The 20,771-nt window shown below is 57.3% G+C and carries 20 protein-coding genes; 14 read left to right on the top strand and 6 right to left on the bottom strand.

All coding sequences use genetic code 11. From position 1 onward, the window contains the following. Nucleotides 1-117: 117 nt before the first annotated feature. The 6 genes from KFZ77_RS01000 to KFZ77_RS01025 all read left to right on the top strand — a co-directional run bounded on the left by KFZ77_RS01000 (nucleotide 118) and on the right by KFZ77_RS01025 (nucleotide 7,304). Nucleotides 118-1,317 (top strand): BaiN/RdsA family NAD(P)/FAD-dependent oxidoreductase, encoded by a 1,200-nt coding sequence (locus tag KFZ77_RS01000; protein ID WP_264385220.1) that lies wholly within the window; start codon nucleotides 118-120, stop codon nucleotides 1,315-1,317. 213 nt (nucleotides 1,318-1,530) lie between these two features. Continuing rightward, nucleotides 1,531-3,435: a methyl-accepting chemotaxis protein gene (locus KFZ77_RS01005; protein ID WP_264385221.1), complete on the top strand. Its 1,905-nt coding sequence runs from the start codon at nucleotides 1,531-1,533 to the stop codon at nucleotides 3,433-3,435. Nucleotides 3,436-3,647: 212 nt separating this feature from the next. After that, nucleotides 3,648-4,634, top strand: a complete 987-nt coding sequence (gene acuI / locus KFZ77_RS01010; RefSeq protein ID WP_031521931.1) for an acrylyl-CoA reductase (NADPH) — start codon at nucleotides 3,648-3,650, stop codon at nucleotides 4,632-4,634. Nucleotides 4,635-4,958: 324 nt separating this feature from the next. Continuing rightward, nucleotides 4,959-6,023 (top strand): HNH endonuclease signature motif containing protein, encoded by a 1,065-nt coding sequence (locus KFZ77_RS01015; protein WP_264386226.1) that lies wholly within the window; start codon nucleotides 4,959-4,961, stop codon nucleotides 6,021-6,023. Between the two features lie 7 nt (nucleotides 6,024-6,030). Next, nucleotides 6,031-6,537, top strand: a complete 507-nt coding sequence (locus tag KFZ77_RS01020; RefSeq protein WP_264385222.1) for a YrhA family protein — start codon at nucleotides 6,031-6,033, stop codon at nucleotides 6,535-6,537. A 236-nt stretch (nucleotides 6,538-6,773) separates the two neighbouring features. After that, nucleotides 6,774-7,304 (top strand): NlpC/P60 family protein, encoded by a 531-nt coding sequence (locus KFZ77_RS01025; RefSeq protein ID WP_081826926.1) that lies wholly within the window; start codon nucleotides 6,774-6,776, stop codon nucleotides 7,302-7,304. A gap of 52 nt (nucleotides 7,305-7,356) precedes the next feature. Here the strand turns inward: KFZ77_RS01025 and KFZ77_RS01030 are convergent, their stop codons facing one another. After that, nucleotides 7,357-8,352 (bottom strand): alpha/beta fold hydrolase, encoded by a 996-nt coding sequence (locus KFZ77_RS01030; RefSeq protein ID WP_264385223.1) that lies wholly within the window; start codon nucleotides 8,350-8,352, stop codon nucleotides 7,357-7,359. A 430-nt stretch (nucleotides 8,353-8,782) separates the two neighbouring features. Between KFZ77_RS01030 and KFZ77_RS01035 the strand changes: the two genes are divergently transcribed. After that, entirely contained in the window at nucleotides 8,783-9,406 is a 624-nt protein-coding gene (locus tag KFZ77_RS01035; RefSeq protein ID WP_264385224.1) for a carbonic anhydrase, read from the top strand. Continuing rightward, nucleotides 9,403-10,878, top strand: coding sequence for a SulP family inorganic anion transporter (locus tag KFZ77_RS01040; protein ID WP_264385225.1), 1,476 nt, complete (start codon nucleotides 9,403-9,405; stop codon nucleotides 10,876-10,878). The genes KFZ77_RS01035 and KFZ77_RS01040 overlap by 4 nt, the downstream gene beginning before the upstream one ends. A 40-nt stretch (nucleotides 10,879-10,918) precedes the next feature. On the opposite strand, the gene KFZ77_RS01045 is transcribed toward KFZ77_RS01040, so the two are convergent. Next, nucleotides 10,919-11,713, bottom strand: coding sequence for an SDR family NAD(P)-dependent oxidoreductase (locus tag KFZ77_RS01045; RefSeq protein ID WP_264385226.1), 795 nt, complete (start codon nucleotides 11,711-11,713; stop codon nucleotides 10,919-10,921). Nucleotides 11,714-11,761: 48 nt separating this feature from the next. Continuing rightward, nucleotides 11,762-12,619, bottom strand: a complete 858-nt coding sequence (locus KFZ77_RS01050; protein WP_264385227.1) for a LysR family transcriptional regulator — start codon at nucleotides 12,617-12,619, stop codon at nucleotides 11,762-11,764. Between the two features lie 98 nt (nucleotides 12,620-12,717). Here KFZ77_RS01050 and KFZ77_RS01055 point away from each other — a divergent pair, with 98 nt between their 5' ends. After that, nucleotides 12,718-13,224 carry a phenolic acid decarboxylase gene (locus KFZ77_RS01055; protein WP_264385228.1) on the top strand — a complete coding sequence of 169 codons (507 nt, stop codon included), beginning with the start codon at nucleotides 12,718-12,720 and terminating at the stop codon, nucleotides 13,222-13,224. A 49-nt stretch (nucleotides 13,225-13,273) separates the two neighbouring features. On the opposite strand, the gene KFZ77_RS01060 is transcribed toward KFZ77_RS01055, so the two are convergent. Then, nucleotides 13,274-14,323: an AI-2E family transporter gene (locus tag KFZ77_RS01060; RefSeq protein ID WP_264385229.1), complete on the bottom strand. Its 1,050-nt coding sequence runs from the start codon at nucleotides 14,321-14,323 to the stop codon at nucleotides 13,274-13,276. Nucleotides 14,324-14,466: 143 nt separating this feature from the next. On the opposite strand from KFZ77_RS01060, the gene KFZ77_RS01065 reads away from it, so the two are divergent. Beyond that, on the top strand, nucleotides 14,467-15,687 hold the full coding sequence (locus tag KFZ77_RS01065) for an MFS transporter (RefSeq protein ID WP_031521910.1): 1,221 nt from the start codon (nucleotides 14,467-14,469) through the stop codon (nucleotides 15,685-15,687). Here the strand turns inward: KFZ77_RS01065 and KFZ77_RS01070 are convergent, their stop codons facing one another. Together KFZ77_RS01070 and KFZ77_RS01075 are read right to left on the bottom strand one after the other, a co-directional pair. Then, nucleotides 15,688-16,248: a DcrB family lipoprotein gene (locus KFZ77_RS01070; RefSeq protein WP_031521909.1), complete on the bottom strand. Its 561-nt coding sequence runs from the start codon at nucleotides 16,246-16,248 to the stop codon at nucleotides 15,688-15,690. A 73-nt stretch (nucleotides 16,249-16,321) separates the two neighbouring features. Continuing rightward, on the bottom strand, nucleotides 16,322-16,987 hold the full coding sequence (locus KFZ77_RS01075; RefSeq protein WP_031521907.1) for a 7-cyano-7-deazaguanine/7-aminomethyl-7-deazaguanine transporter: 666 nt from the start codon (nucleotides 16,985-16,987) through the stop codon (nucleotides 16,322-16,324). A gap of 210 nt (nucleotides 16,988-17,197) precedes the next feature. Here KFZ77_RS01075 and tusA point away from each other — a divergent pair, with 210 nt between their 5' ends. The 4 genes from tusA to KFZ77_RS01095 all read left to right on the top strand — a co-directional run bounded on the left by tusA (nucleotide 17,198) and on the right by KFZ77_RS01095 (nucleotide 20,477). Further along, nucleotides 17,198-17,443: a sulfurtransferase TusA gene (gene tusA / locus KFZ77_RS01080; RefSeq protein WP_031521905.1), complete on the top strand. Its 246-nt coding sequence runs from the start codon at nucleotides 17,198-17,200 to the stop codon at nucleotides 17,441-17,443. Between the two features lie 194 nt (nucleotides 17,444-17,637). Beyond that, a complete protein-coding gene (locus tag KFZ77_RS01085; protein ID WP_031521903.1) occupies nucleotides 17,638-18,621 on the top strand; it encodes a TRAP transporter substrate-binding protein in 984 nt (327 codons plus the stop codon). 49 nt (nucleotides 18,622-18,670) lie between these two features. Beyond that, entirely contained in the window at nucleotides 18,671-19,180 is a 510-nt protein-coding gene (locus KFZ77_RS01090) for a TRAP transporter small permease (protein ID WP_031521902.1), read from the top strand. A gap of 10 nt (nucleotides 19,181-19,190) precedes the next feature. After that, nucleotides 19,191-20,477: a TRAP transporter large permease gene (locus tag KFZ77_RS01095; RefSeq protein ID WP_031521900.1), complete on the top strand. Its 1,287-nt coding sequence runs from the start codon at nucleotides 19,191-19,193 to the stop codon at nucleotides 20,475-20,477. Nucleotides 20,478-20,771: the final 294 nt, after the last annotated feature.

Here is a 20,771-nt window from a genome sequence, read left to right on the forward strand (position 1 = left end):
ATGTAAATAATTATTTCTTTTATATCAACGTGCTAAGCAACATGAAACGATTTCATGCTGGTGTGACCAGAGCGGAATCTTTACAATTCGCAGCCTTAAATATGAAGGGGATTGGGTGTGGAACAGTTTGATGCCGTTGTAATTGGTGCCGGAGCAGCCGGAACGTTCTGCGCGGCGAAGGCCGGGCAGGCCGGTTGTCGGGTGCTGCTGGTCGATAATGGCAAAAAGCCAGGGCGCAAGATCCTGATGTCCGGCGGCGGACGCTGTAACTTCACCAATCTCTACGTCGAACCCGCAGCCTATCTCAGCCAGAACCCGCACTTCTGTAAATCGGCGCTGGCGCGCTATACCCAGTGGGATTTTATCGATCTGGTAGGAAAATACGGCATCGCCTGGCATGAAAAGACCCTCGGGCAGCTGTTCTGCGACGACTCGGCCCAGCAGATCGTCGATATGCTGGTGGCGGAGTGCCAGAAGGGCGGCGTAAACCTGCGCCTGCGCAGCGAAGTGCTGGGCGTGGTGCGCGATGAAGCGGGTTATCTGCTGACCCTGAACGGCGGTGAAGTGCGGGCTAACAGCCTGGTCATCGCCAGCGGCGGGTTGTCGATGCCGGGCCTCGGCGCGTCGCCGTTTGGTTACAAAATCGCTGAACAGTTTGGCCTGAAGGTGCTGCCGACCCGCGCCGGGCTGGTGCCCTTCACGTTGCACAAACCGCTGCTGGATCAACTGAGCGTGATTTCCGGCGTCTCGGTGCTGTCGGTGATTACGGCTGAAGACGGTACCCTGTTCCGTGAAAACCTGCTGTTTACCCATCGCGGGCTGTCCGGCCCGGCAGTGCTGCAAATTTCCAGCTACTGGCAGCCGGGCGAGTTCGTGACGGTAAACCTGCTGCCGGACACCGATCTTGACGAGGTGCTCAACGCCCAGCGCAGCGCGCATCCCAACCAGAGCCTGAAAAACACCCTCGCCCAGCATCTGCCGAAGCGGCTGGTGGAGTGCCTGATGCTGCTTCATCCTGAGCAGTTCCCGGATGTGTCACTCAAACAGCTCAACGCGCGCCAGCAGAGCGTGCTGGTAGATGCCCTGCAAAACTGGCGCGTACAGCCGAACGGTACCGAAGGCTACCGCACCGCAGAGGTAACGCTGGGCGGAGTTGATACCCATGAGCTGTCGTCGCGCACCATGGAAGCCCGCAACGTGCCGGGTCTCTATTTTATTGGCGAAGTGGTGGACGTCACCGGCTGGCTGGGCGGCTATAACTTCCAGTGGGCCTGGGCGTCAGCAGCAGCCTGCGCAGAGGCGCTGGCAAGCGCGTAAACTCTCTTGCCCGCCAACTCGCGCGGGCAATACGTTATTTCCCTTCCCATTAATCGCAGTCTACCTCTTTATAATTATTAACCTTTAATTAATTATGGTTAATGCAGCGTGATTCGTATAACGACGTCGCTATTCATAACGGAATAAGCGTAAAGGTTATGAGGGAATTAACCGATATACCCCTTATTCAGTAAGGTTAATAAGGTGTAACGTATGTCGTGGATCTATCGTATTTCAATGAAGATGAAGTTATTTCTTGCGCTGATGCCGTTGCTTATCGCGCTGTGCTGGTTTGCCGGCTCCGGTATGCTCAGCCGTATTCAGAGCGAGCAACAGATGCATACCATCAGCCAGCTGACCGCGCTGGCGCGCAGCGCCGGGGATGTGGTTCATGAGTTGCAACGTGAACGCGGTATGAGCGCCGGATATTTGGGCGCCAAAGGGGAACAATTTCGCAGCGAATTAACCGCTCAGCAAAAAATAACCGACGCCGCGTTAGCCACCTTTAATAACACGCTGTCTGCTACTGACAGCGCAATATTAACTGGCGATATTGCCGCCACGGTAAAAATATTTAATCAACATATTCAGTCACTCAGCACTACGCGAACGGCGATCGCTGGCTTATCGATTGATACCCCGGCAGCAATTCAGTTTTATACCCAAACCATCGCCGGCGTCCTTAATTTTGTCGGCGGCATGGGGCAGCTAACTACCTCCGGGGTCATGGTTAACGAGCTGGCGGCCTATTACAGTTTGCTTAACCTGAAAGAGCAGGCGGGCGTGGAGCGTGCTCTGCTGTCGAACATTTTCTCGGCGGGTCGTTTCGGTGACGGGCAGTTCCGCCTGTTCAGCGACGTGGTGGGCAAACAGGAAGCCTGGCTTATCGCCGCCCGTCGCTTCAGCACCGCGCAGCAGATCGCCGATCTGAACAGCGCGCTGGATTCCGCGGACGCGACCCGGGCGCTGGATCTGCGTGCGGTGGCCTTCAGTAAGGCGGCGGAAGGTGATTTTGGCGTCAACCCTGGAGAGTGGTTTACTGCCCAGACGCAGCGCATCGAAACGCTGCGCAAGGTGGAGAACCGCGTTGCTGATACCCTGCAGGCCCATGCCGCTCGGCTTGCGCACCAGGCGCGCATCGACTGGCAGTCTTATCTGGCTATCAGCCTGATTGCGTTACTGATAGCACTGACGTTTGCAGTTGTCGTCGCACGCAGTATTCATCTCCAGCTTACCGGCACGCTCAGGGCCATTAACGAGATGGACGGCGATCTGACCCGTCGCCTGGACGTGCCGGGTAGCGATGAGCTGTCGGCCCTGAACCGCGCTTATAACCAGTCGATCGAAAACATTCAGCACATCGTGCAGGAGATCAAATCCGGTGCCGGTGTGCTGCGCAGCGCCAGCAGCGATATCGCCGCCGGTAACCAGGATCTGGCTCAGCGCACCGACGAACAGGCGGCGTCGATTGTCGAAACCGCCTCCAGCATGGAGCAGATCTCCACCGCCATTAATCAGACCGCCGATAACGCCAGCGAAGCCGAACGCCTGACGCAGGCGATGGAGCGCGACGTGCTGGAAGCTAACCGCGTGTCCAGCGAGGCCAGCCAGAGCATGGCGGATATCCGCACCTCCAGTGAGCAGATTGGCCGCATCGTAAAATCCATTGACGACATCTCGTTCCAGACCAACCTGCTGGCGCTGAACGCCGCGGTTGAGGCCGCCCGCGCCGGTGAGCTGGGTAAAGGCTTTGCGGTGGTGGCGAGCGAAGTGCGCAATCTGTCCCAGCGCTGCGCCCGGGAAGCCAGCCAGATCCGCGAACTGGTGGATCACAACATGGAAAAAATCAGCGAGGGCGTAGCGCGGGTGTCGGCCTCCAACACCGCATTGAAAGCTGCCGCAGATAATACCGGGATGATGAAGCAGTTCGTCAGCGATATTGCGCAGGCTGCCAGCGAGCAGTCGCTCGGCGTCTCTCAGGTACATCTGGCGCTGAATCAGCTCGAACAGGTGACCCAGCAGAATGCCGCCCTGGTCTCCCAGGCAGCCAGCGCCAGCCAGATGCTTGACGGCCAGTCGGCGGCGATGGCGAAACTGGTGGATCGCTTCGTCGCCTGATTTATCCAGCCCCGCAGCAAGCGGGGCAGTTTCCGCTCCGCACCGTGAAACTTGCTCCTCAGGCTCTGTCCGATACACTCAGGGCAGGGCTTTTTTATTCGCGTTACCAGTTCATTCAGGGTGCGAAAACCCTTTTTGATCAAAACCCTTATCATGCGTTCGGTGAATAATTCCCGTTTTCGTGAGTAACGCAACTTACTGCAGGAGTTCGTATGTTTACGTGTGTACTGATTGATAAAAACGGCGACGGCTACACCTCCACGCTGACCGAGCTAAACGATGACGCGCTGCCCGCCGGTGATGTCACCGTGGATATCGACTTTTCCTCTATCAACTATAAAGACGCGCTGGCGATCACCGGCCGTGGCCCCATCGTGCGCGCCTTTCCGATGGTGCCGGGCATCGACTTTGCCGGCACGGTCGCTGAGAGTTCGCACCCGGATTACGCCGTTGGGCAAAAAGTCCTGCTCACCGGCTGGGGCGTCGGGGAAAAGCACTGGGGCGGACTGGCGGGTAAAGCGCGGGTCAAGGCCGAGTGGCTGGTGCCGCTGCCCGAGGGCGCGGACGCGCAGCAGGTAATGGCGATCGGCACCGCCGGGTTCACCGCCATGCTGTGCGTCAATGCCATTCGTCAGCACGGCGTGAAACCGGAGGATGGCCCGGTGCTGGTTACCGGTGCTAACGGCGGCGTGGGGAGCTGTGCGCTGGTACTGCTTCATGCGCTGGGCTATCAGGTGGTGGCCTCGACCGGACGCGTGGAAGAGACGGCAGATGCGCTGCGTGCGCTGGGGGCCAGCGAGGTTATCGATCGCAACGAGCTGAGCAATCCCGGCAAGCCGTTGCAGAAAGAGCGCTGGGCGGCCGCAGTAGATACCGTGGGCAGCCACACGCTGGCTAACGTCTGTGCCGGCATCCACTATGATGGCGTGGTTGCTGCCTGCGGTATGGCGCAGGGGCTGGACTTACCGGCCAGCGTGGCGCCGTTCATCCTGCGCGGCGTGACGCTCAAAGGTATCGACAGCGTGATGGTCAGCCAGCAAAAACGCATCGACACCTGGAAAGATGCCTGCGCGCTGCTGCCTCGTGACGTGCTGGAAAAAATCACCCGTACCGCGCCGCTGTCTGACGCCATTGCGCTGGCAAGCGATCTGCTCGACGGTAAGGTAAAAGGCCGTGTGGTAATCGACTGCCGCGCCTGATCAGGTAAATATTCTCTTGATTCCACCCTGGCAGACACGACAAAGCGCCACTGGCACCAGATTTAGAGGAGGAGAGTCTTGAGGTTTCGGGTGCGATAAGGCTACGCTGAAAGGACAGTTTTGGTGACTGTGCTCCTTCCATGGCAGTTACCGCACTTCAAAAGAGCGTCAACTCTTGCGAACCTTCGAAAAAGCCACCTTGCCGGGTGGTTTTTTCGTTGACAGAGGTGGAGATCACGGCGGGAAAAAATGACAGGCATCATAAGCTTGCCTGTTTTCTTGATGCATAATAATGTCGAAAACCACAAGCATAAAGGGATATTTATGCTTCACGACTACTGTGTAAAATCACGTGATGAGCTCTATCTTGATGACATTCCATACATCCGCCACCCTGATGCGGCTTTCCGTGATTTAGCCGATACGGCCAGGCAAGATCGTATCATCAGGGAATGGGATTTACCGCCAGGCTACAGTCGCGTTGTCGACCCTTATCGCCAGTACCATTACAACCATCCATGGATGGCATATAGGGATGCCCTGGCCGATATAAAATCAGGAAAAACTGTTTTACTGCGGCAAACCATGAGAGGGACCGAAATATCGGGAGTGCAGACTTCATCAGGAGACCTGCGCAGCGACCTTCCATTAGGCCTTCATTCCCGGCTTAGCTATCTCATTTCTCATGAAGTGACACGCCCGGTATTCTACAGCCGCCCTGCTGAACCAGCTCAGCATGCCCAATCGGCAAAAACCATCAACAGCAAAGCAGCCGGACGACTGCTGGCCGCTGGCGGTATCTATAACGGCAATATTGAGGGGTTCAGGAAGACAGCCGAACAGTTGGGCGGCGATGCGGTGAAGGGGTACGACGGAGTTCTGAACGAAACAACATCCGGGATGATGGTAGCTGCGGCTTCACTGCTGGTTATACGTAACCCGATGGCAGCAGAAGAATTGACAAGTTATCTGGGAAAATACAAAAAGGCACACGTTCTGCTTGAAGATGTGAGCGTGTCAGAACTGAACTATGTTCGTCGTGACCGCGCTGAATATGCCGCGCTTCGTGGGGAGTTTAACAGTTCCGTTCGCCCGAACTTCCTCAAATCGCTTTCCGCTCACCCAGACGCACTATCAACGTTTGATTCCAACAATCTGCTGCGCCTGGCTGATGGTAAAGTGCCGTCCGGCTGGCAGGTTCACCACAAAATCCCCCTCGATGATAGTGGCACAAACGCCCTGGACAACCTGTTATTGATTCAAAACTCGCCATATCACTCAGCGCTATCAAAAGCACAGGCGATAATCACCAAAGATCTCCCATATAACGCCAGAACTAACGTTTTATGGCCTTCGCCGAACGGCGTAATTTATCCTGTAGGGAAGTGAACACGCGATGAACGACACAAATCAGATAATCGGCATCCTCAATACTCTGATGGTTTCCGATAACTATCCGGTAGCCAGCCCGGTAACGCCTGACACAATGGCTGACTTAATGTACAAACCTGCGCCAGCAGAATGGGATGAAACGAAGCGCGGTGTTTACTCAGATATTCAGCGTCTGGTAATAAGCCGCCCTGATTACGCCGATATGCTTAAAATCATGGACGGGCTTGAATACAATGGACTCACCCTGTACGGAATGACGCAGACGGAGATTGGCGAACCAGCATGGTCAAATATTTATATTCGGAACATTGATACACGCGATAACGATATCTACGTTGATCCAAACCTCACCGACAAACTGGTGATTGGTGAAGATGGCATGTCCGTATTCGTGTACAGCCTGAAAGAGGACTGTTTTCAGATCCGCGATAAAGTATCGACCGATTACGTCATTGAGTCACATACCACTTTTGGCGAATTATTAGCGTCACTTCTCAATACGGTGAAATAGCGCTCATCTGCCATAACATCTATTCGGGCCCCCCTCAGAGGCCCTCAGCGCGTTTCTGACGCGCCCGGAACGGTACTCCCGGCCGGGCGTTTTTATTGCGCTCTATTTTTGGACCGCTTATCGGTTGCTGAAAAAGTGAGCGGCTCTTACACTGCGCCCATTCCAAAAAAAACAGTGCACCACGCATTATTTATTCGGTAAGGAAAAACTCACTCACTCACTCACATCGTATTATTATGTTTAAGATTATTATCTCAGCATTATTAGGTTTTGCTTTTATATCATCAGCGTCGGCATTTGAAATACCAAAAGAGATAAAGCACGGCGGTTTTTTTAATCAGTCCGCACGCAGTTATTATATTCCGCAGGAATCCCTGGCCGATGGCAGTATTAAGTCGCGTATTCTTGAGCAATATAACAACTGGAAAGGGACGCGCTACCATTTTGGCGGCACCACGCGCCGCGGCATCGACTGTTCGGCCCTGATGCAGCATATCTTCAGCGATTCGATTAATCTTTCGCTGCCGCGCACTACAGGTGAGCAAATTCATCGTGGTAAATCGGTCAGCCAGCAGCAATTAAAGCCGGGGGATCTGGTGTTCTTTAATACCGGGCCGGACCATCGCCACGTTGGGGTGTATATCGGTGGGGATGAATTTATTCATGCCTCAAGCAGTAAGGGGGTAACGATTTCAATGTTATCTAACCGTTACTGGCAGCATCACTATATTACGGCCCGCCGCGTGGCGGACCGTCGGATAAGCTAATTTTTTGTGTGTGTTGAGTAGTCATTTTGGCTGGCGTAATGCCAGCCTTTTTTTATTTTGCCAGATCGTCGATCAGCATCTGATGAAACTTCTCCGGCTCTTCCATCTGTGGCGCATGGCCCATGCCGTCAAACTCAATCAGGGTCGCATTCGGAATCGCTTTCGCCGTCGTTTTACCCAGCTCTTTGTAGTTACCTACCGCTTTCTTCACCGCCTCTGGCGCAGTATCGCTGCCGGGTGCCGTGGTGTCTCCGGTGCCGATAAACAGCGTAGTCGGTACTTTCAGCTGCGGGAATTCATACACTACCGGCTGGGTGGCGATCATGTCGTAGATCAGCGCCGAGTTCCACGCCACGATCTCCTTGCCCGGCCCGGTGTTCATCCCGGCCAGCATGTCGACCCACTTGTCGTACTCCGGCTTCCAGCGGCCCATGTAATAGGTCTTTTGCTCATAAGCTTTAATGCCTGCGGCCGTGGTTTTCAGCTCGCGCTCATACCACTCATCCACGCTGCGCCACGGTACGCCTTTCGCTTTCCAGTCCTCAAGCCCGATCGGGTTGACCATCACCAGCTTCTCGGTCTGCTGCGGGAACATCAGGGCATAGCGCGTCGCCAGCATACCGCCGGTAGAGTGACCCATTACAATGGCGCGCTCCACGCCCAGCTTCTCCAGCAGCTGATGGGTATTATCTGCCAGCTGCTGGAAGGTGTACTGATACTGCTGCGGTTTGGTCGAGGTACAGAAGCCAATCTGATCCGGGGCCACCACGCGATAGCCTTTTTCCGTCAGGGCGCGGATGGTGCCTTCCCAGGTAGCGGCGCAGAAGTTCTTGCCATGCATCAGCACCACGGTTTTGCCGTTGGCGTTCTGCGGTTTCACATCCATATAGCCCATGCGCAGCGACTGCTTCTGGGAGGTGAAATCAAAATGTTGCAGCGGCCACGGATAATCGAAGCCTTCCAGGTTTTCGCCATAGCTGGCAGCGTGAGCCTGGCCGGTTAATAACACTGCCGCGGCCAGCGACCCAAAGGCATATTTCTTGAACATGAATAATCCTCAATTAAATAATGACTGATGTTTAATTACGGGTTAAATTACCATGTAGCGAATAACCTGAGTTACTATAATGATTTAGTAGTTCTGATAATTCAGGCGCGTTGACAAAAATTTACCTGATGCCTCTTTTATAGTAACGAATAAGAAAATCTTATGGCTGATAAATATTTAACGTATTGTTTTTGTTTATAATAAATAATGCCGCACTGGCGCAATAGCATATTGATGAATTTACCTCGTTTTAATAAAAACAGACACTTCATGACACTAATTAATTAATTTTCTTTATCGGATTTTCCTCAGGGATAATTTTTCTCCGAAGCTGCTACATCTTATTTTCCGTCGTAATGTCCGGGCCGGGATATGTTTGTCTGGCATGTCAGCCGGGGCGTGGAAATAGTTGCCTAAGGAGAGCCACACCGTGACCACACTGAAACCGTTATTAGCCAGAAATCGCAGCTGGGCGCTTCAGCGTCGCCAGCGGGACCCCGGATATTTCGAGAAATATCTTCATCAGCAGCAACCCCATTCCCTGTGGATCGGCTGTTCCGACAGCCGCGTACCTGCCGAAGTGCTGACTGGCTCACATCCCGGCGAGCTGTTTGTCCACCGCAATATCGCCAACATGGTGGACACCCGCGACGACAATTTCATGAGCGTGCTGCAGTATGCCCTGCACTACCTGAAAGTTGAGCGCGTGGTGCTCTGCGGCCACTACGGCTGCGGCGGGGTGCAGGCCGCCATCGCGCTGCCGGACAGCCCGCTGGCGGAGGAGGAGTCGGCACTGGCCCGGCGTATCACCCAGCTGCGCGCCAGTATCGCTGCCGGGATCCGCACCTGCGAGGAGGAGGATGAAACCGCCGCGCTCAACCAGCTGGTGGAGGCGAACGTGATGTCGCAGTTCGCGCTGCTGGCGCAAAGCGGCCCGGTGCGTCAGGTGTGGCAGGAAGGGCGCGAGCTGGGTCTGTACGGTTGCGTGTACGATCTCGCCACCGGGCATCTGAAAACCCTGGTCGAACAGTCGTCAGAGGGAGAAACACCATGAATCTTGCAACCCTGCGTCAGGACATTCCCGCCGGTCTGGTGGTGTTTCTGGTGGCGCTGCCGCTGTGCCTCGGTATTGCTCAGGCCAGCGGGTTGCCGCCGTTTGCCGGGCTGTTAACCGGCGTCATCGGTGGTTTGCTGGTGACGGCGTTAAGCCCGTCACGCTTCGCTGTCAGCGGCCCGGCGGCCGGGCTGGTGACGATTGTCGTTGCCTCAGTGGAGAGCCTCGGTTCATTTTCCGCGTTTTTACTGGCGCTGGTGCTGGCCGGGGTGCTGCAGCTGGTGCTCGGCCTGGTACGTGCCGGGCGGTTTATCTCACTGGTGCCGGGCAGCGTTATCAAAGGCATGCTGGCGGCAATTGGTATTCTGCTCATCATGCAGCAGCTGCCGGTGGCGCTGGGCGCGGCCGAGAGCAGCAGCCTGCGCGAACTGTTCACCGGGCAAACCCAGATCTCGCTGCCGGCGATGCTGGTGGCCGGCGGCGGCCTGATTATCCTCTGGCTCTGGACCACGCCGGCGCTGAAGCGCATTAAAGCGCTGAACTGGATCCCCGGCCCGCTGATCGCTGTCGCAGCCGGTGGAGCGATGACGCTGCTTATCCCGCATCTGAATCCCCAGTGGGCCACCCAGCTGCCGCGCATTGAGTTACCGGCGTTCGACAGCATTGGCGAGCTGGTGGCCGGGCTGGAGAGGCCGGACTGGCAAGCCTGGCAGAACCCGACCGTGTATATGGTGGCGGTGACGCTGGCGCTGGTGGCGAGCCTGGAGACCCTGCTGAGTCAGGAGGCGCTCAAGAAGCTGCGTCCACAGCACCCGGCACCGTCGCCGAATAAAGAGATGTTCGCCCAGGGCATCGGTAACCTGACGGCGGGCCTCGCGGGGGCGATGCCGATCACCGCAGTGATCGTGCGCAGTTCGGTGAACGTCAGCGTCGGGGCGCAGACCAAACTTTCCATTTTCATTCACGGTATTTTGCTGCTGGTATGCGGCCTGTGGTTCAGCTCGCTGCTGACCATCATTCCGCTGGCAAGCCTTGCCGCCGTGCTGCTCTGGACCGGCTACAAGCTGGCGACGCCGCGCCTGTTCGTCGAGCAGATGCGCATGGGGCCGCAGCAGTTTGTACCGTTCCTGGTGACCATCGGCGGTATTATCGCGTTTGGAATGCTGGCGGGGATCGCGCTCGGCCTCGCGACGCAGATCCTCTACAGCGTCTACAAGAGCCACCGTAACGCGCTGCAGCTGACGCGCTATGACGATCACTATGTGCTGCGCTTCCAGCAGAACCTCACCTTTATGCACAACCCGCGGCTGCAAAATCTGCTGGATGAGATCCCGGAGAACAGCGTGGTGATTGTCGAGCACGATAACGCCGAGTATATGGACCCGGATGTAAAAGCGGTGCTGGTGGATTTCGGGGAGAGCGCGCCGAAGCGCGGCATCCGGCTCAATCAGTGGCCGGTTGCCATTCAGTAACCACGGCGCCCCTCCTGCGAGGGGCGTTTTTCATGGCGCATCAGACGATATCATCCACCACGCCGCCGTCCACGCGCAGCGCGGCACCGGAGGTCGCAGAGGCCTGCATTGAGCAGACGTACACCACCATGTTGGCTACTTCTTCTACGGTAGCGGCACGCTGGATCACCGAGCTGGGGCGATTCGCCATCACGAACTCTTTGCCCACCGTCTCCAGCGATTTCCCGGTTTTGTCCATCTCATCCTGCATCATCGCGGCGAAGCCGTCCGACATGGTCGGCCCCGGCAGCACGCTGTTGACGGTGACGCCGCTACCGGCGGCAAACTTCGCCAGCCCGCGCGCCAGCGACAGCTGGGCAGTTTTGGTCACGCCGTAATGGATCATATCGGCAGGGATATTCAGCGCCGACTCGGAGGAGATGAACACCACGCGACCCCAGCCGCTACTGATCATGCCCGGCAGCAGGGCGCGGGAGAGGCGCACGCCCGACATGACGTTGGTTTGCCAGTACCTGTCCCATGTCTCGTCATCGGTGCCATAGAAATCCTGCGGGCCAAAAATACCGGCGTTATTCACCAGAATGTCGGCCTGCGGCACGGTTCGTAGCAGGGTTTCCACGCCCTGGGCGCTGCTGAGATCGGCGATGGTCGCGCGCACCGCCACGCCCGGTACGACCTGCTGCAATTTCTGAATCGCGTGGTTGACCGTCGCTTCGCTGCGACCGTTGATCACGACTTCTGCGCCGCTTTCGGCCAGCCCCCGGGCAATGGCAAAACCAATACCGCCCGTAGAGGCGGTCACCAGCGCCACTTTTCCCGATAGATCGATTTTCATGCTCTGCTCCAGTAAGGGTGAAACATCTGACCCTAAGCGTAGCAGGTGCTACGACGTGCCGAGCAGGGCGATCAGCAGCTCAACCTGCTCATCCAGCGGTCCGGGGTGATTTTTAACGATCAGGTGCAGCGGCGTGGCGCGACGTGCGCCGTGATCGAGCGGCAGCGGGCGCAGCACGCCGGACTCCAGCTGGAGGCGGATGCGCTCCTCCGGCAGCCAGCCATAGCCAACCTGATACATCACCGCGTCGACGGCGGCATCAATGGTTGAGAACGTCCAGGCTTCGCTGGCGGACTCGCTGGCGGTATCGCGATCGGCGATGCGGATGAGCGGCCAGGCCGCCAGGGTGTCGTCATCCAGCGTCGGGGCAGCGAACAGCGGGTGATCGCGATGGGCGACAGCAACAAAATCAATATTCATCAGCCATTCGCCCCGCCCGGTGAGATCCTGGCGGCGGGTCAGCACCATCACATCGGCCCCGGCGCTGACCGCCGCGTCGAGGGCTGCACTCTCCAGCACTTCAGTCAGGTGCACCTGGGTCTGTGGGTAGCGCTGCTGAAACTGGCGCAGAATGGCAAACAGCCGCGCGCGCGGAAAGATGCTGTCCACCACCAGATCGAGACGCGTGCGCATGCCATTGCGCAGGGTGGCGGCGCGGGATTCCACCCAGGTGAAGGCCTTGAGCAGCGGACGCACCTGGCTCAACAGCAGCTCACCGGCCGGCGTGAGCACCGCGCGCCGGCCTTCGGGCTTCAGTAGCGCAACGCCGAGCCGCTCCTGCAGCAGGCCGAGGTTATAGCTTACCGACGACTGGCTGCGGTTGGTCTCTTCCGCCGCCCGGGCAAAGCTTCCCAGTTCCACTACCCTTTCCAGAAGAGCCCACTGTTCGAGCGTTGTTTTATGCATACCAATCTAAAAAATGAATGAATTTCATCTAAAAGTAGCGTTATTCATTCGTTTTTTGAAGCGTTAACATACCTGCATCGAGATTAAGGAGGCACATCATGAGTACATTCGATAAAAATGATTTGAGCGGCTTCGTCGGCAAACATCTGGTTTATACCTACGATAACGGCTGGAATTACGAGATCTACGTTAAAAACGAACACACCCTCGACTACCGTATTCACAGCGGCATCGTCGGTAATCGCTGGGTAAAAGATCAGCACGCGTATATCGTTCGCGTTGGGGAAAGCACCTATAAAATTTCCTGGACCGAACCGACCGGGACCGACGTCAGCCTGATTGCTAACCTCGGCGACAAACTGTTCCACGGCACCATCTTCTTCCCGCGCTGGGTGATCAACAATCCTGAAAAAACCGTCTGCTTCCAGAACGAGCATATTCCGCTGATGGAGTCATATCGCGATGCGGGCCCGGCCTATCCGACCGAAGTGATTGATGAGTTCGCCACCATTACCTTTGTGCGCGACTGCGGGGCGAATAACGACAGCGTTATCGACTGCGCCGCCAGCGAGCTGCCGGAAAACTTCCCGGAAAACCTGAAATAAACCCGGTTATCGGGTAATAAAAAAGCCTGCATGTGCAGGCTTTTTTTTGCTATCCGGGCAGGCGACTTTTAGGTCGGCCAGGCCCCAGTAGCACGGCAATTTTGCTGCCGCCGTGGGTGGTTTCCATCCAGATTTTGCACACGCTGGTGAGCGGCACCGAGAGCAGCATTCCCACCGGACCAAGCAGCCAGCCCCAGAACAGCAGCGAGAGGAACACCACCAGCGTGGACATGCCGAGGCGATGGCCCATCATGCGCGGCTCCACCATATTGCCGAGCACCATGTGCACCACCAGGAACAGCGCGCCGACCATCACACACTCGTAGAAGCCGTTGAACAGCAGCGCCTGAATCATCGGCGGAATGGCGGAAAGCACTGAACCGATGTTGGGAATGTAGTTGAGCAGGAAGCCCAGCACGCCCCACATCAGCGCAAACTGCACGTCGAGCAGCATCAGCCCCAGCCAGATAATCAACCCGGTCCAGACGCTGATCAGCGTTTTCAGCGCCAGATAGTGGCTCACGCCCTTCAGCGCCCGGTGCAGACCGGCGATGTGGATCTGCGGATTAGCCAGCGCAAAGCGCAGTTTGTAGGGCAGGTGGCGCACTTCAAACAGCATGAACACCACCGTCATGACCAGCAGACCTATGCTGGCCATCGCGCCGGACAGCCCGGTCATCAGGGTGGTGGCGAAGGCCATCATCTTGTCGGAGTCCATGCGCTGCAACATGCGTTCCGGCGAGACGTGCAGATTCAGGAACGGAAGATACTCCTGCAAATTATAAAGTTTGCGCGTCAGCTCTTTGTTGTACTTCGGCAGCATGGCGACAAACTCGTTGAGCGAGGCGGCCAGCACGCCAAACAGCGCGGTGAGGCCGACCAGCATCACCAGCACCACGATGGTGATTGCCATCGGGCGGTTGACGCCGCGGCGGATAAACCAGGTCACCAGTGGGTTAAGAACAATGGCAAAGAACGCGGCCAGCAGCAGCGGCACCAGAATATCCGCCGCCGCGTGGAGTCCCGCGAGGATAATGACCAGCGCGGCCAGCTTCTGCAGCATGTGCAGGCCAGGCTTGTCGTTCTGCGGTGTAGTCATGTGTAGTCCCTTTTTATTGTAAGCCTGTTTAGTGTAGTGCGTTCGCGGCCAGACGCGGAGGGCGGCTGTCTGAAACTGTGCGGCTTCCGCTTTGATCGGAAAACGTTATACTGAACCCTCGTTTTAAAATCGTGGTGAATGTTATGTCCGGCCATGCCGAAGAGCCTGCGCTTAGCGGGTTGCGCCTCAACCTGCGTATTGTCTCCGTTGTTATCTTTAACTTCGCCAGCTACCTGACCATCGGTCTTCCTCTTGCGGTACTTCCCGGTTACGTCCACGACGTGATGGGGTTCAGCGCCTTCTGGGCGGGGCTGGTGATCAGCCTGCAATATCTCGCCACGCTGCTGACGCGCCCGCACGCCGGGCGTTATGCCGACCTGTTTGGCCCGAAAAAAATCGTGGTGTTTGGCCTGTGCGGCTGCTTGCTGAGCGGCGTGTGCTATCTGCTGGCCGGCCTCTCCACCGGCTGGCCGCTGCTGAGCCTGGCGCTGCTGTGTCTCGGGCGTGTGATCCTCGGGGCCGGACAGAGCTTCGCTGGAACCGGTGCGACGCTGTGGGGCGTGGGCGTGGTGGGCTCGCTGCATATTGGTCGCGTCATCTCGTGGAACGGGATTGCTACCTATGGCGCAATGGCGCTCGGCGCGCCGCTGGGCGTGCTCTGCTATCACGCCATCGGCCTCTCGGGCCTGGCGGGGATCATCATGGCAGTGGCGCTGCTGGCGATCCTCTTTGCCCTGCCGCGCGCAGCGGTAAAAGCCAGCAAAGGCAAGCCGCTGCCGTTCCGGGCGGTGCTTGGACGCGTCTGGCTTTACGGCATGGCGCTGGCGCTGGGGTCCGCAGGTTTTGGCGTCATCGCCACCTTCATTACGCTGTTTTACGATGCGAAAGGGTGGGACGGTGCGGCCTTTGCGCTGACGCTGTTCAGCTGCGCCTTCGTCGGGGCGCGACTCATTTTCCCGAACGCCATTAATCGCCTCGGCGGGTTGAACGTCTCAATGATCTGCTTTGCGGTGGAGACACTGGGCCTGCTGTTGGTGGGCTTTGCGGTCGATCCCTGGATGGCGAAAGCCGGAACCTTCCTCACCGGGGCGGGCTTCTCGCTGATCTTCCCGGCGCTCGGGGTGGTGGCGGTGAAAGCGGTGCCGCAGCAGAACCAGGGCAGCGCGCTGGCCACCTACACGGTGTTTATGGATCTGTCGCTGGGTATTACCGGGCCGCTGGCGGGGCTGGTGATGGCGTATGCCGGGATTCCGGTGATCTATCTGGCGGCGGCGGGGCTGTGTATTGCCGGGCTTCTGCTGGGATGGCGGATGAAAAAAAGGCCCGAGGCGCAACCGCCTCAGGCCCCGTCAACGCCGGCGTGATTACTTGATCACAACGGTGTTGATGATGTTTTCCGCCGCGCTCTGCGCTTCCTGCTGGTTGTCAGCCGGGAGCGTGATCTGCAGGGTCAGCAGCTTGTTGTCCACTTTACCCAGCAGTACCGATGAGTACGCCGTCTGCCCTTTGGCAGAGATGATGCTGTCGAGCTGCTGCAGGGTCTGACCCTTCAGCTCAATGGATTTATTGGTGACGACCTGCAGCTGCGGGTCACGCGTACGCTGCTGTTCTTCCAGGCGCTTCGCCAGCACGTCCAGCCCTTCGGTGGTGTTATCCCCGAGAATGACGATCACCGCTTTCTGACCGGTGGCGTCGGAGTAGATGTGCATATTGTTGGCCTGAGTACCCAGTTTACCGCTCTGGTCAGTCATGTCTGCCGGGAGGGAGAAGCTCAGCTTGCCGTCCATCAGCTCAACCGGCTGGCCGGAAGGGGTGCTTTCTGCCGCCGTTGCACCCTGTGCAGGGGCATTGCTGTCATTGTTATCACAGGCCGCCAGTCCCATCACCAGCAGGCCAATACCGACATATTTAACCAGATTGCGCATTGCGTTATTCCTTTACCTAAGACTGCCGGAACGGCACTGTTCCTCATGGTATCACAACTTCTGCGGCGTGCTCTCAACCGGCCTGTAACGTCGCCATTTCAGACTTATCTGCCAGCTTGCGCATCAGCATATTCAGCATCACGCCATACATCGGCAGGAAGAACAGCATGCTGATCAGCACCTTGAAGCTGTAATCCACCAGCGCGATCTCCTGCCAGTGCGTCGCCATAAACGGGTCGGTACTGCGCCAGAAGGCAATAAAGAAGAAGGCCAGGGTGTCGATGGCGTTGCCGACAAACAGCGACGCGGTGGGCGCAATCCACCAGCGGCGATTCTGGCGCAGGCGGTTAAACACGTGCACGTCGAGGATCTGTCCCAGCGCATAAGCCATAAAGCTTGCTGAGGCGATGCGCGCGACGAAAAGGTTGAAGTGCGCCAGTGCGTCAAACCCCTGCCAGCTTCCCATGTAGAACAGGGACGAAATGACGTAGGAGACCAGCAGCGCGGGCAGCATCACGGCAAAAATAATGCGTCGTGCCAGCGGAGCGCCGAAGAAGCGCACCGTCAAATCGGTGGCGAGGAAAATAAACGGGAAACTGAACGCGCCCCAGGTAGTGTGGAAACCAAAGATGGAGACCGGCAGTTGAACCAGATAGTTACTGGAGATGATCACCAGCAAGTGAAACAGCGACAGCCAGACGAGCGCGGTGCGGCGCTGGCGAAGCGATAAGGGCAGCATAATGTAACCTTTTTGAACGATGGGGTGAGGGAACCCAGTGAAACCATGATTGCGCAATGGGAGAATCCACCGCGCAAGCGTCGAAAACCGCAGCATGATACTGCTTTACGTTGCTATTGCAATGGTTAATTAACGCGCAACCGTTAACGTGCTTGCGTCACGCCCTGGCGGGGGTAAACTAGCGCGGTTTCTGACTGAGCTGAGAGAAAAATGACCGACCAGTTTTCACACCCCGACCACACCCTGGATGCCCAAGGGCTGCGCTGCCCGGAGCCGGTGATGATGGTGCGCAAAACGGTGCGCATGATGCAGACGGGCGAAACGCTGCTGATTATCGCCGACGATCCGGCAACCACTCGCGATATTCCGGGTTTTTGTACCTTTATGGAACACGATTTACTCGCCCAGCAAACCGACGCGCTTCCCTACCGTTATCTGTTGCGTAAACGCCAGTGACGGCGCTCAGGATGGGCTGGCCACGCCGCTCATCCTGAACCTCCTTTGCATTCCCTTTAAACCCCTGTTTCAGAATTTATCGCTTTTGTGAGGCGCTTCACCACGCCTTTTTTACGGCCAGGCTATTTTTTATACGGAAAATCAAAACAACGTTTTACATCTTACCGTACCGCTATACCTGCTGGAGCCGACACATGAAATTCAAATTACTGCCAACGCTGGCGGGCCTGTGCCTGTCTGGTGCCACCCTCCTGATCCCCGCTGCGGTTAATGCGCAGGTAATAAAAGCGGCGGACGTCCATCCGCAGGGCTACCCGAACGTGGTAGCGGTGCAAAACATGGGCGAAAAATTAAAACAGCAAACCAACGGCGATCTGGAGATTAAAGTCTTTCCGGGTGGCGTGCTGGGGGATGAAAAGCAGATGATCGAGCAGGCGCAGATGGGGGCGATAGATATTATTCGTGTCTCTATGGCACCGGTCGCTGCCATCCTGCCGGATATCGAAGTCTTTACGCTGCCCTATGTGTTTCGCGATGAAGACCATATGCATAAGGTCATCGACGGCGACATCGGTAAATCCATCGGCGAGAAGCTGACCAATAACCCGAAATCACGCCTGGTGTTCCTCGGCTGGATGGATTCCGGCACCCGCAACCTGATCACCCGCGATCCGATCGTCAAACCGGAAGATCTGCAGGGCAAGAAGATCCGCGTGCAGGGTAGCCCGGTGGCCCTCGCCACGCTGAAAGCGATGGGGGCGAACTCTATTGCTATGGGCGTCAGCGAGGTGTTCAGCGGCATGCAGACCGGGGTCATCGACGGTGCGGAAAACAACCCGCCGACCTTCGTAGCGCATAACTACCTGCCGGTTGCCAAAAACTACACCCTCAGCGGCCACTTTATCACCCCGGAAATGCTGCTCTATTCCAAAGTGAAGTGGGACAAACTGAGCGCTGACCAGCAGCAGAAAATCCTGACGCTGGCCCGTGAAGCCCAGGCCGAACAGCGCACGCTGTGGAACGCTTACAACACTGACGCGCTGGCCAAAATGAAAGCCGGCGGCGTGCAGTTCCACGAGATCGATAAAGCGTACTTTATCAAAGCCACCGAACCCGTCCGTAAACAGTTTGGCGACAAGCATCAGGATCTGATGAACGCCATCGCTGCCGTCCAGTAACGCAACGCTCCGCGCCGGGCTTTCCCGGCGCACGCTCCCTGGAGGATGTATGTCCCATTGGTATCTGAGATGGATGGATAAGCTGTACCTGCTCGCCATGACCATTGCTGGCCTGGCGCTGCTGGTGATGACGGTGGTGATCCCCATCGGTATTTTCTCGCGCTACGTGCTGAACCGCGGTGAGTCATGGCCGGAGCCCATCGCCATCATTTGCATGGTGACCTTCACCTTTATTGGCGCGGCGGTAAGTTATCGCGCCGGGTCGCATATCGCGGTAAACATGCTCACCGACCGCCTGCCTGCCGCAATGCAGCAGCTGTGCGCCCGCATCGTTGACCTGCTGATGCTGCTTATTTCCGCGCTGATGTTCTGGTACAGCTATCACCTGTGCCTGGAGCTGTGGGAGCAGCCGGTAGCGGAGTTCCCGTTACTAACCTCGGGGGAGAGCTATCTGCCGCTGCCGGTGGGTTCGGCGCTGCTGATCCTGTTCGTGGTGGAACGCCTGCTGTTCGGTTCGCAAGAGAGCCGTCCGGTGGTGATGATTGGTAATCACAGTTAAGGGGTGAAAGATGGACGCGTTTATTTTGCTTTTCACCCTCGCCATTCTGCTGGCGCTGGGGATGCCGGTGGCGTTTGCCGTCGGGTTAAGTGCGGTGGTAGGGGCGCTGTGGATAGAGTTGCCGCTTGAAGCGCTGATGATTCAGATCACCAGCGGGGTGAATAAATTTACTCTGCTGGCGATCCCGTTCTTTATTCTCGCCGGGGCGATCATGGCTGAAGGGGGCATTGCCCGTCGGCTGGTGAACTTCGCCTATGTGTTTGTTGGCTTTATCCGCGGCGGGCTGTCGCTGGTGAATATCGTGGCCTCCACTTTCTTTGGTGCTATTTCCGGCTCGTCGGTGGCGGATACCGCGTCCATCGGCACAGTGATGATCCCGGAGATGGAAAAGAAGGGCTATCCGCGGGAATATGCGGCGGCGGTGACCGCCAGCGGCTCGGTGCAGGCAATTCTCATCCCTCCCAGTCATAACTCGGTCATTTACTCCTTAGCGGCGGGCGGCACTGTTTCCATTGCCTCGCTGTTTATCGCCGGGGTGCTGCCGGGGCTGCTGATGGGGCTGTGCCTGATGGTAATGTGTCTGGCATTTGCGCATCGTCGCGGTTATCCGAAAGGCGAGCGCATTCCGTTTAAGCAGGCGGCTAAAATTCTTCTCGACGCGCTGTGGGGGCTGATGACGGTGGTGATTATCCTCGGCGGCATTCTCTCCGGGATATTTACCGCCACCGAGTCTGCGGCAGTGGCCTGCCTGTGGGCATTCTTCGTCACCATGTTTATCTACCGTGACTACAAATGGAGCGAGCTGCCGAAGCTGATGTGCCGCACGGTGAAAACCGTCACCATCGTGATGATCCTGATAGGCTTTGCCGCCGCGTTTGGCGCGGTAATGACCTACATGCAGCTCCCGACGCGCATCACCGAGTTCTTTACCGCGCTGTCGGATAACAAATACGTGATCCTGATGTACCTCAACATCATGCTACTGCTGATTGGCACGCTGATGGACATGGCACCGATTATCCTGATCCTGACGCCGGTGCTGCTGCCGGTAACCAATGCTCTCGGCATCGACCCGGTACATTTCGGGATGATCATGATGGTGAACCTCGGGATTGGGCTGATAACCCCGCCGGTGGGATCTGTGCTGTTTGTTGCCAGCGCGGTGAGCAAGCAGAAGATCGAAGTGGTGGTGCGCTCAATGCTGCCGTTCTACGCGGTATTATTTATGGTGTTGATGTTGGTGACCTATGTGCCCGCGATCTCGCTCTGGCTGCCGCGGATGCTGGGGATGATGTAGCGTAACGGCGGGTGGGGACGCCTCGATCTTGTCAGGTGGGGAAACGGAGTGCACCCACCTTTAACGTGCATCCACCGGGTTTGGCGTGAGGACTATGGTAGAACGGCAAAGGTTCCGTTCACCGTGGCACCGCGCTCACATGGGAACGCGGCTGCTCGTGAACGGACGAAGGAGGCTCGCCGCCGCCCCCTTCGCCATCCCGGCTCCCGGCTAAAAAACCGGCCCGTTGGGCTACCCTTGCCTCCGGCGTTTCGCTTCCGGTCGGGCGCGATACCCCATCCCGGGGCTCGCGCC

It is taken from the genome of Siccibacter colletis (assembly GCF_025914095.1).
Lineage (GTDB): Bacteria > Pseudomonadota > Gammaproteobacteria > Enterobacterales > Enterobacteriaceae > Siccibacter > Siccibacter colletis.

What these genes read in the sequence shown, in the direction of transcription:
- KFZ77_RS01040 (WP_264385225.1), top strand. Translation starts at nt 9,403, where the DNA reads ATGAATCTTGCAACCCTGCGTCAGGACATTCCCGCCGGTCTGGTGGTG.
- KFZ77_RS01045 (WP_264385226.1), bottom strand. Translation starts at nt 11,713, where the DNA reads ATGAAAATCGATCTATCGGGAAAAGTGGCGCTGGTGACCGCCTCTACG.
- KFZ77_RS01065 (WP_031521910.1), top strand. Translation starts at nt 14,467, where the DNA reads ATGTCCGGCCATGCCGAAGAGCCTGCGCTTAGCGGGTTGCGCCTCAAC.
- KFZ77_RS01060 (WP_264385229.1), bottom strand. Translation starts at nt 14,323, where the DNA reads ATGACTACACCGCAGAACGACAAGCCTGGCCTGCACATGCTGCAGAAG.
- KFZ77_RS01030 (WP_264385223.1), bottom strand. Translation starts at nt 8,352, where the DNA reads ATGTTCAAGAAATATGCCTTTGGGTCGCTGGCCGCGGCAGTGTTATTA.
- KFZ77_RS01075 (WP_031521907.1), bottom strand. Translation starts at nt 16,987, where the DNA reads ATGCTGCCCTTATCGCTTCGCCAGCGCCGCACCGCGCTCGTCTGGCTG.
- KFZ77_RS01015 (WP_264386226.1), top strand. Translation starts at nt 4,959, where the DNA reads ATGCTTCACGACTACTGTGTAAAATCACGTGATGAGCTCTATCTTGAT.
- KFZ77_RS01090 (WP_031521902.1), top strand. Translation starts at nt 18,671, where the DNA reads ATGTCCCATTGGTATCTGAGATGGATGGATAAGCTGTACCTGCTCGCC.
- KFZ77_RS01055 (WP_264385228.1), top strand. Translation starts at nt 12,718, where the DNA reads ATGAGTACATTCGATAAAAATGATTTGAGCGGCTTCGTCGGCAAACAT.
- KFZ77_RS01005 (WP_264385221.1), top strand. Translation starts at nt 1,531, where the DNA reads ATGTCGTGGATCTATCGTATTTCAATGAAGATGAAGTTATTTCTTGCG.
- KFZ77_RS01050 (WP_264385227.1), bottom strand. Translation starts at nt 12,619, where the DNA reads ATGCATAAAACAACGCTCGAACAGTGGGCTCTTCTGGAAAGGGTAGTG.
- KFZ77_RS01070 (WP_031521909.1), bottom strand. Translation starts at nt 16,248, where the DNA reads ATGCGCAATCTGGTTAAATATGTCGGTATTGGCCTGCTGGTGATGGGA.
- KFZ77_RS01020 (WP_264385222.1), top strand. Translation starts at nt 6,031, where the DNA reads ATGAACGACACAAATCAGATAATCGGCATCCTCAATACTCTGATGGTT.
- KFZ77_RS01095 (WP_031521900.1), top strand. Translation starts at nt 19,191, where the DNA reads ATGGACGCGTTTATTTTGCTTTTCACCCTCGCCATTCTGCTGGCGCTG.
- tusA (WP_031521905.1), top strand. Translation starts at nt 17,198, where the DNA reads ATGACCGACCAGTTTTCACACCCCGACCACACCCTGGATGCCCAAGGG.
- KFZ77_RS01025 (WP_081826926.1), top strand. Translation starts at nt 6,774, where the DNA reads ATGTTTAAGATTATTATCTCAGCATTATTAGGTTTTGCTTTTATATCA.
- acuI (WP_031521931.1), top strand. Translation starts at nt 3,648, where the DNA reads ATGTTTACGTGTGTACTGATTGATAAAAACGGCGACGGCTACACCTCC.
- KFZ77_RS01085 (WP_031521903.1), top strand. Translation starts at nt 17,638, where the DNA reads ATGAAATTCAAATTACTGCCAACGCTGGCGGGCCTGTGCCTGTCTGGT.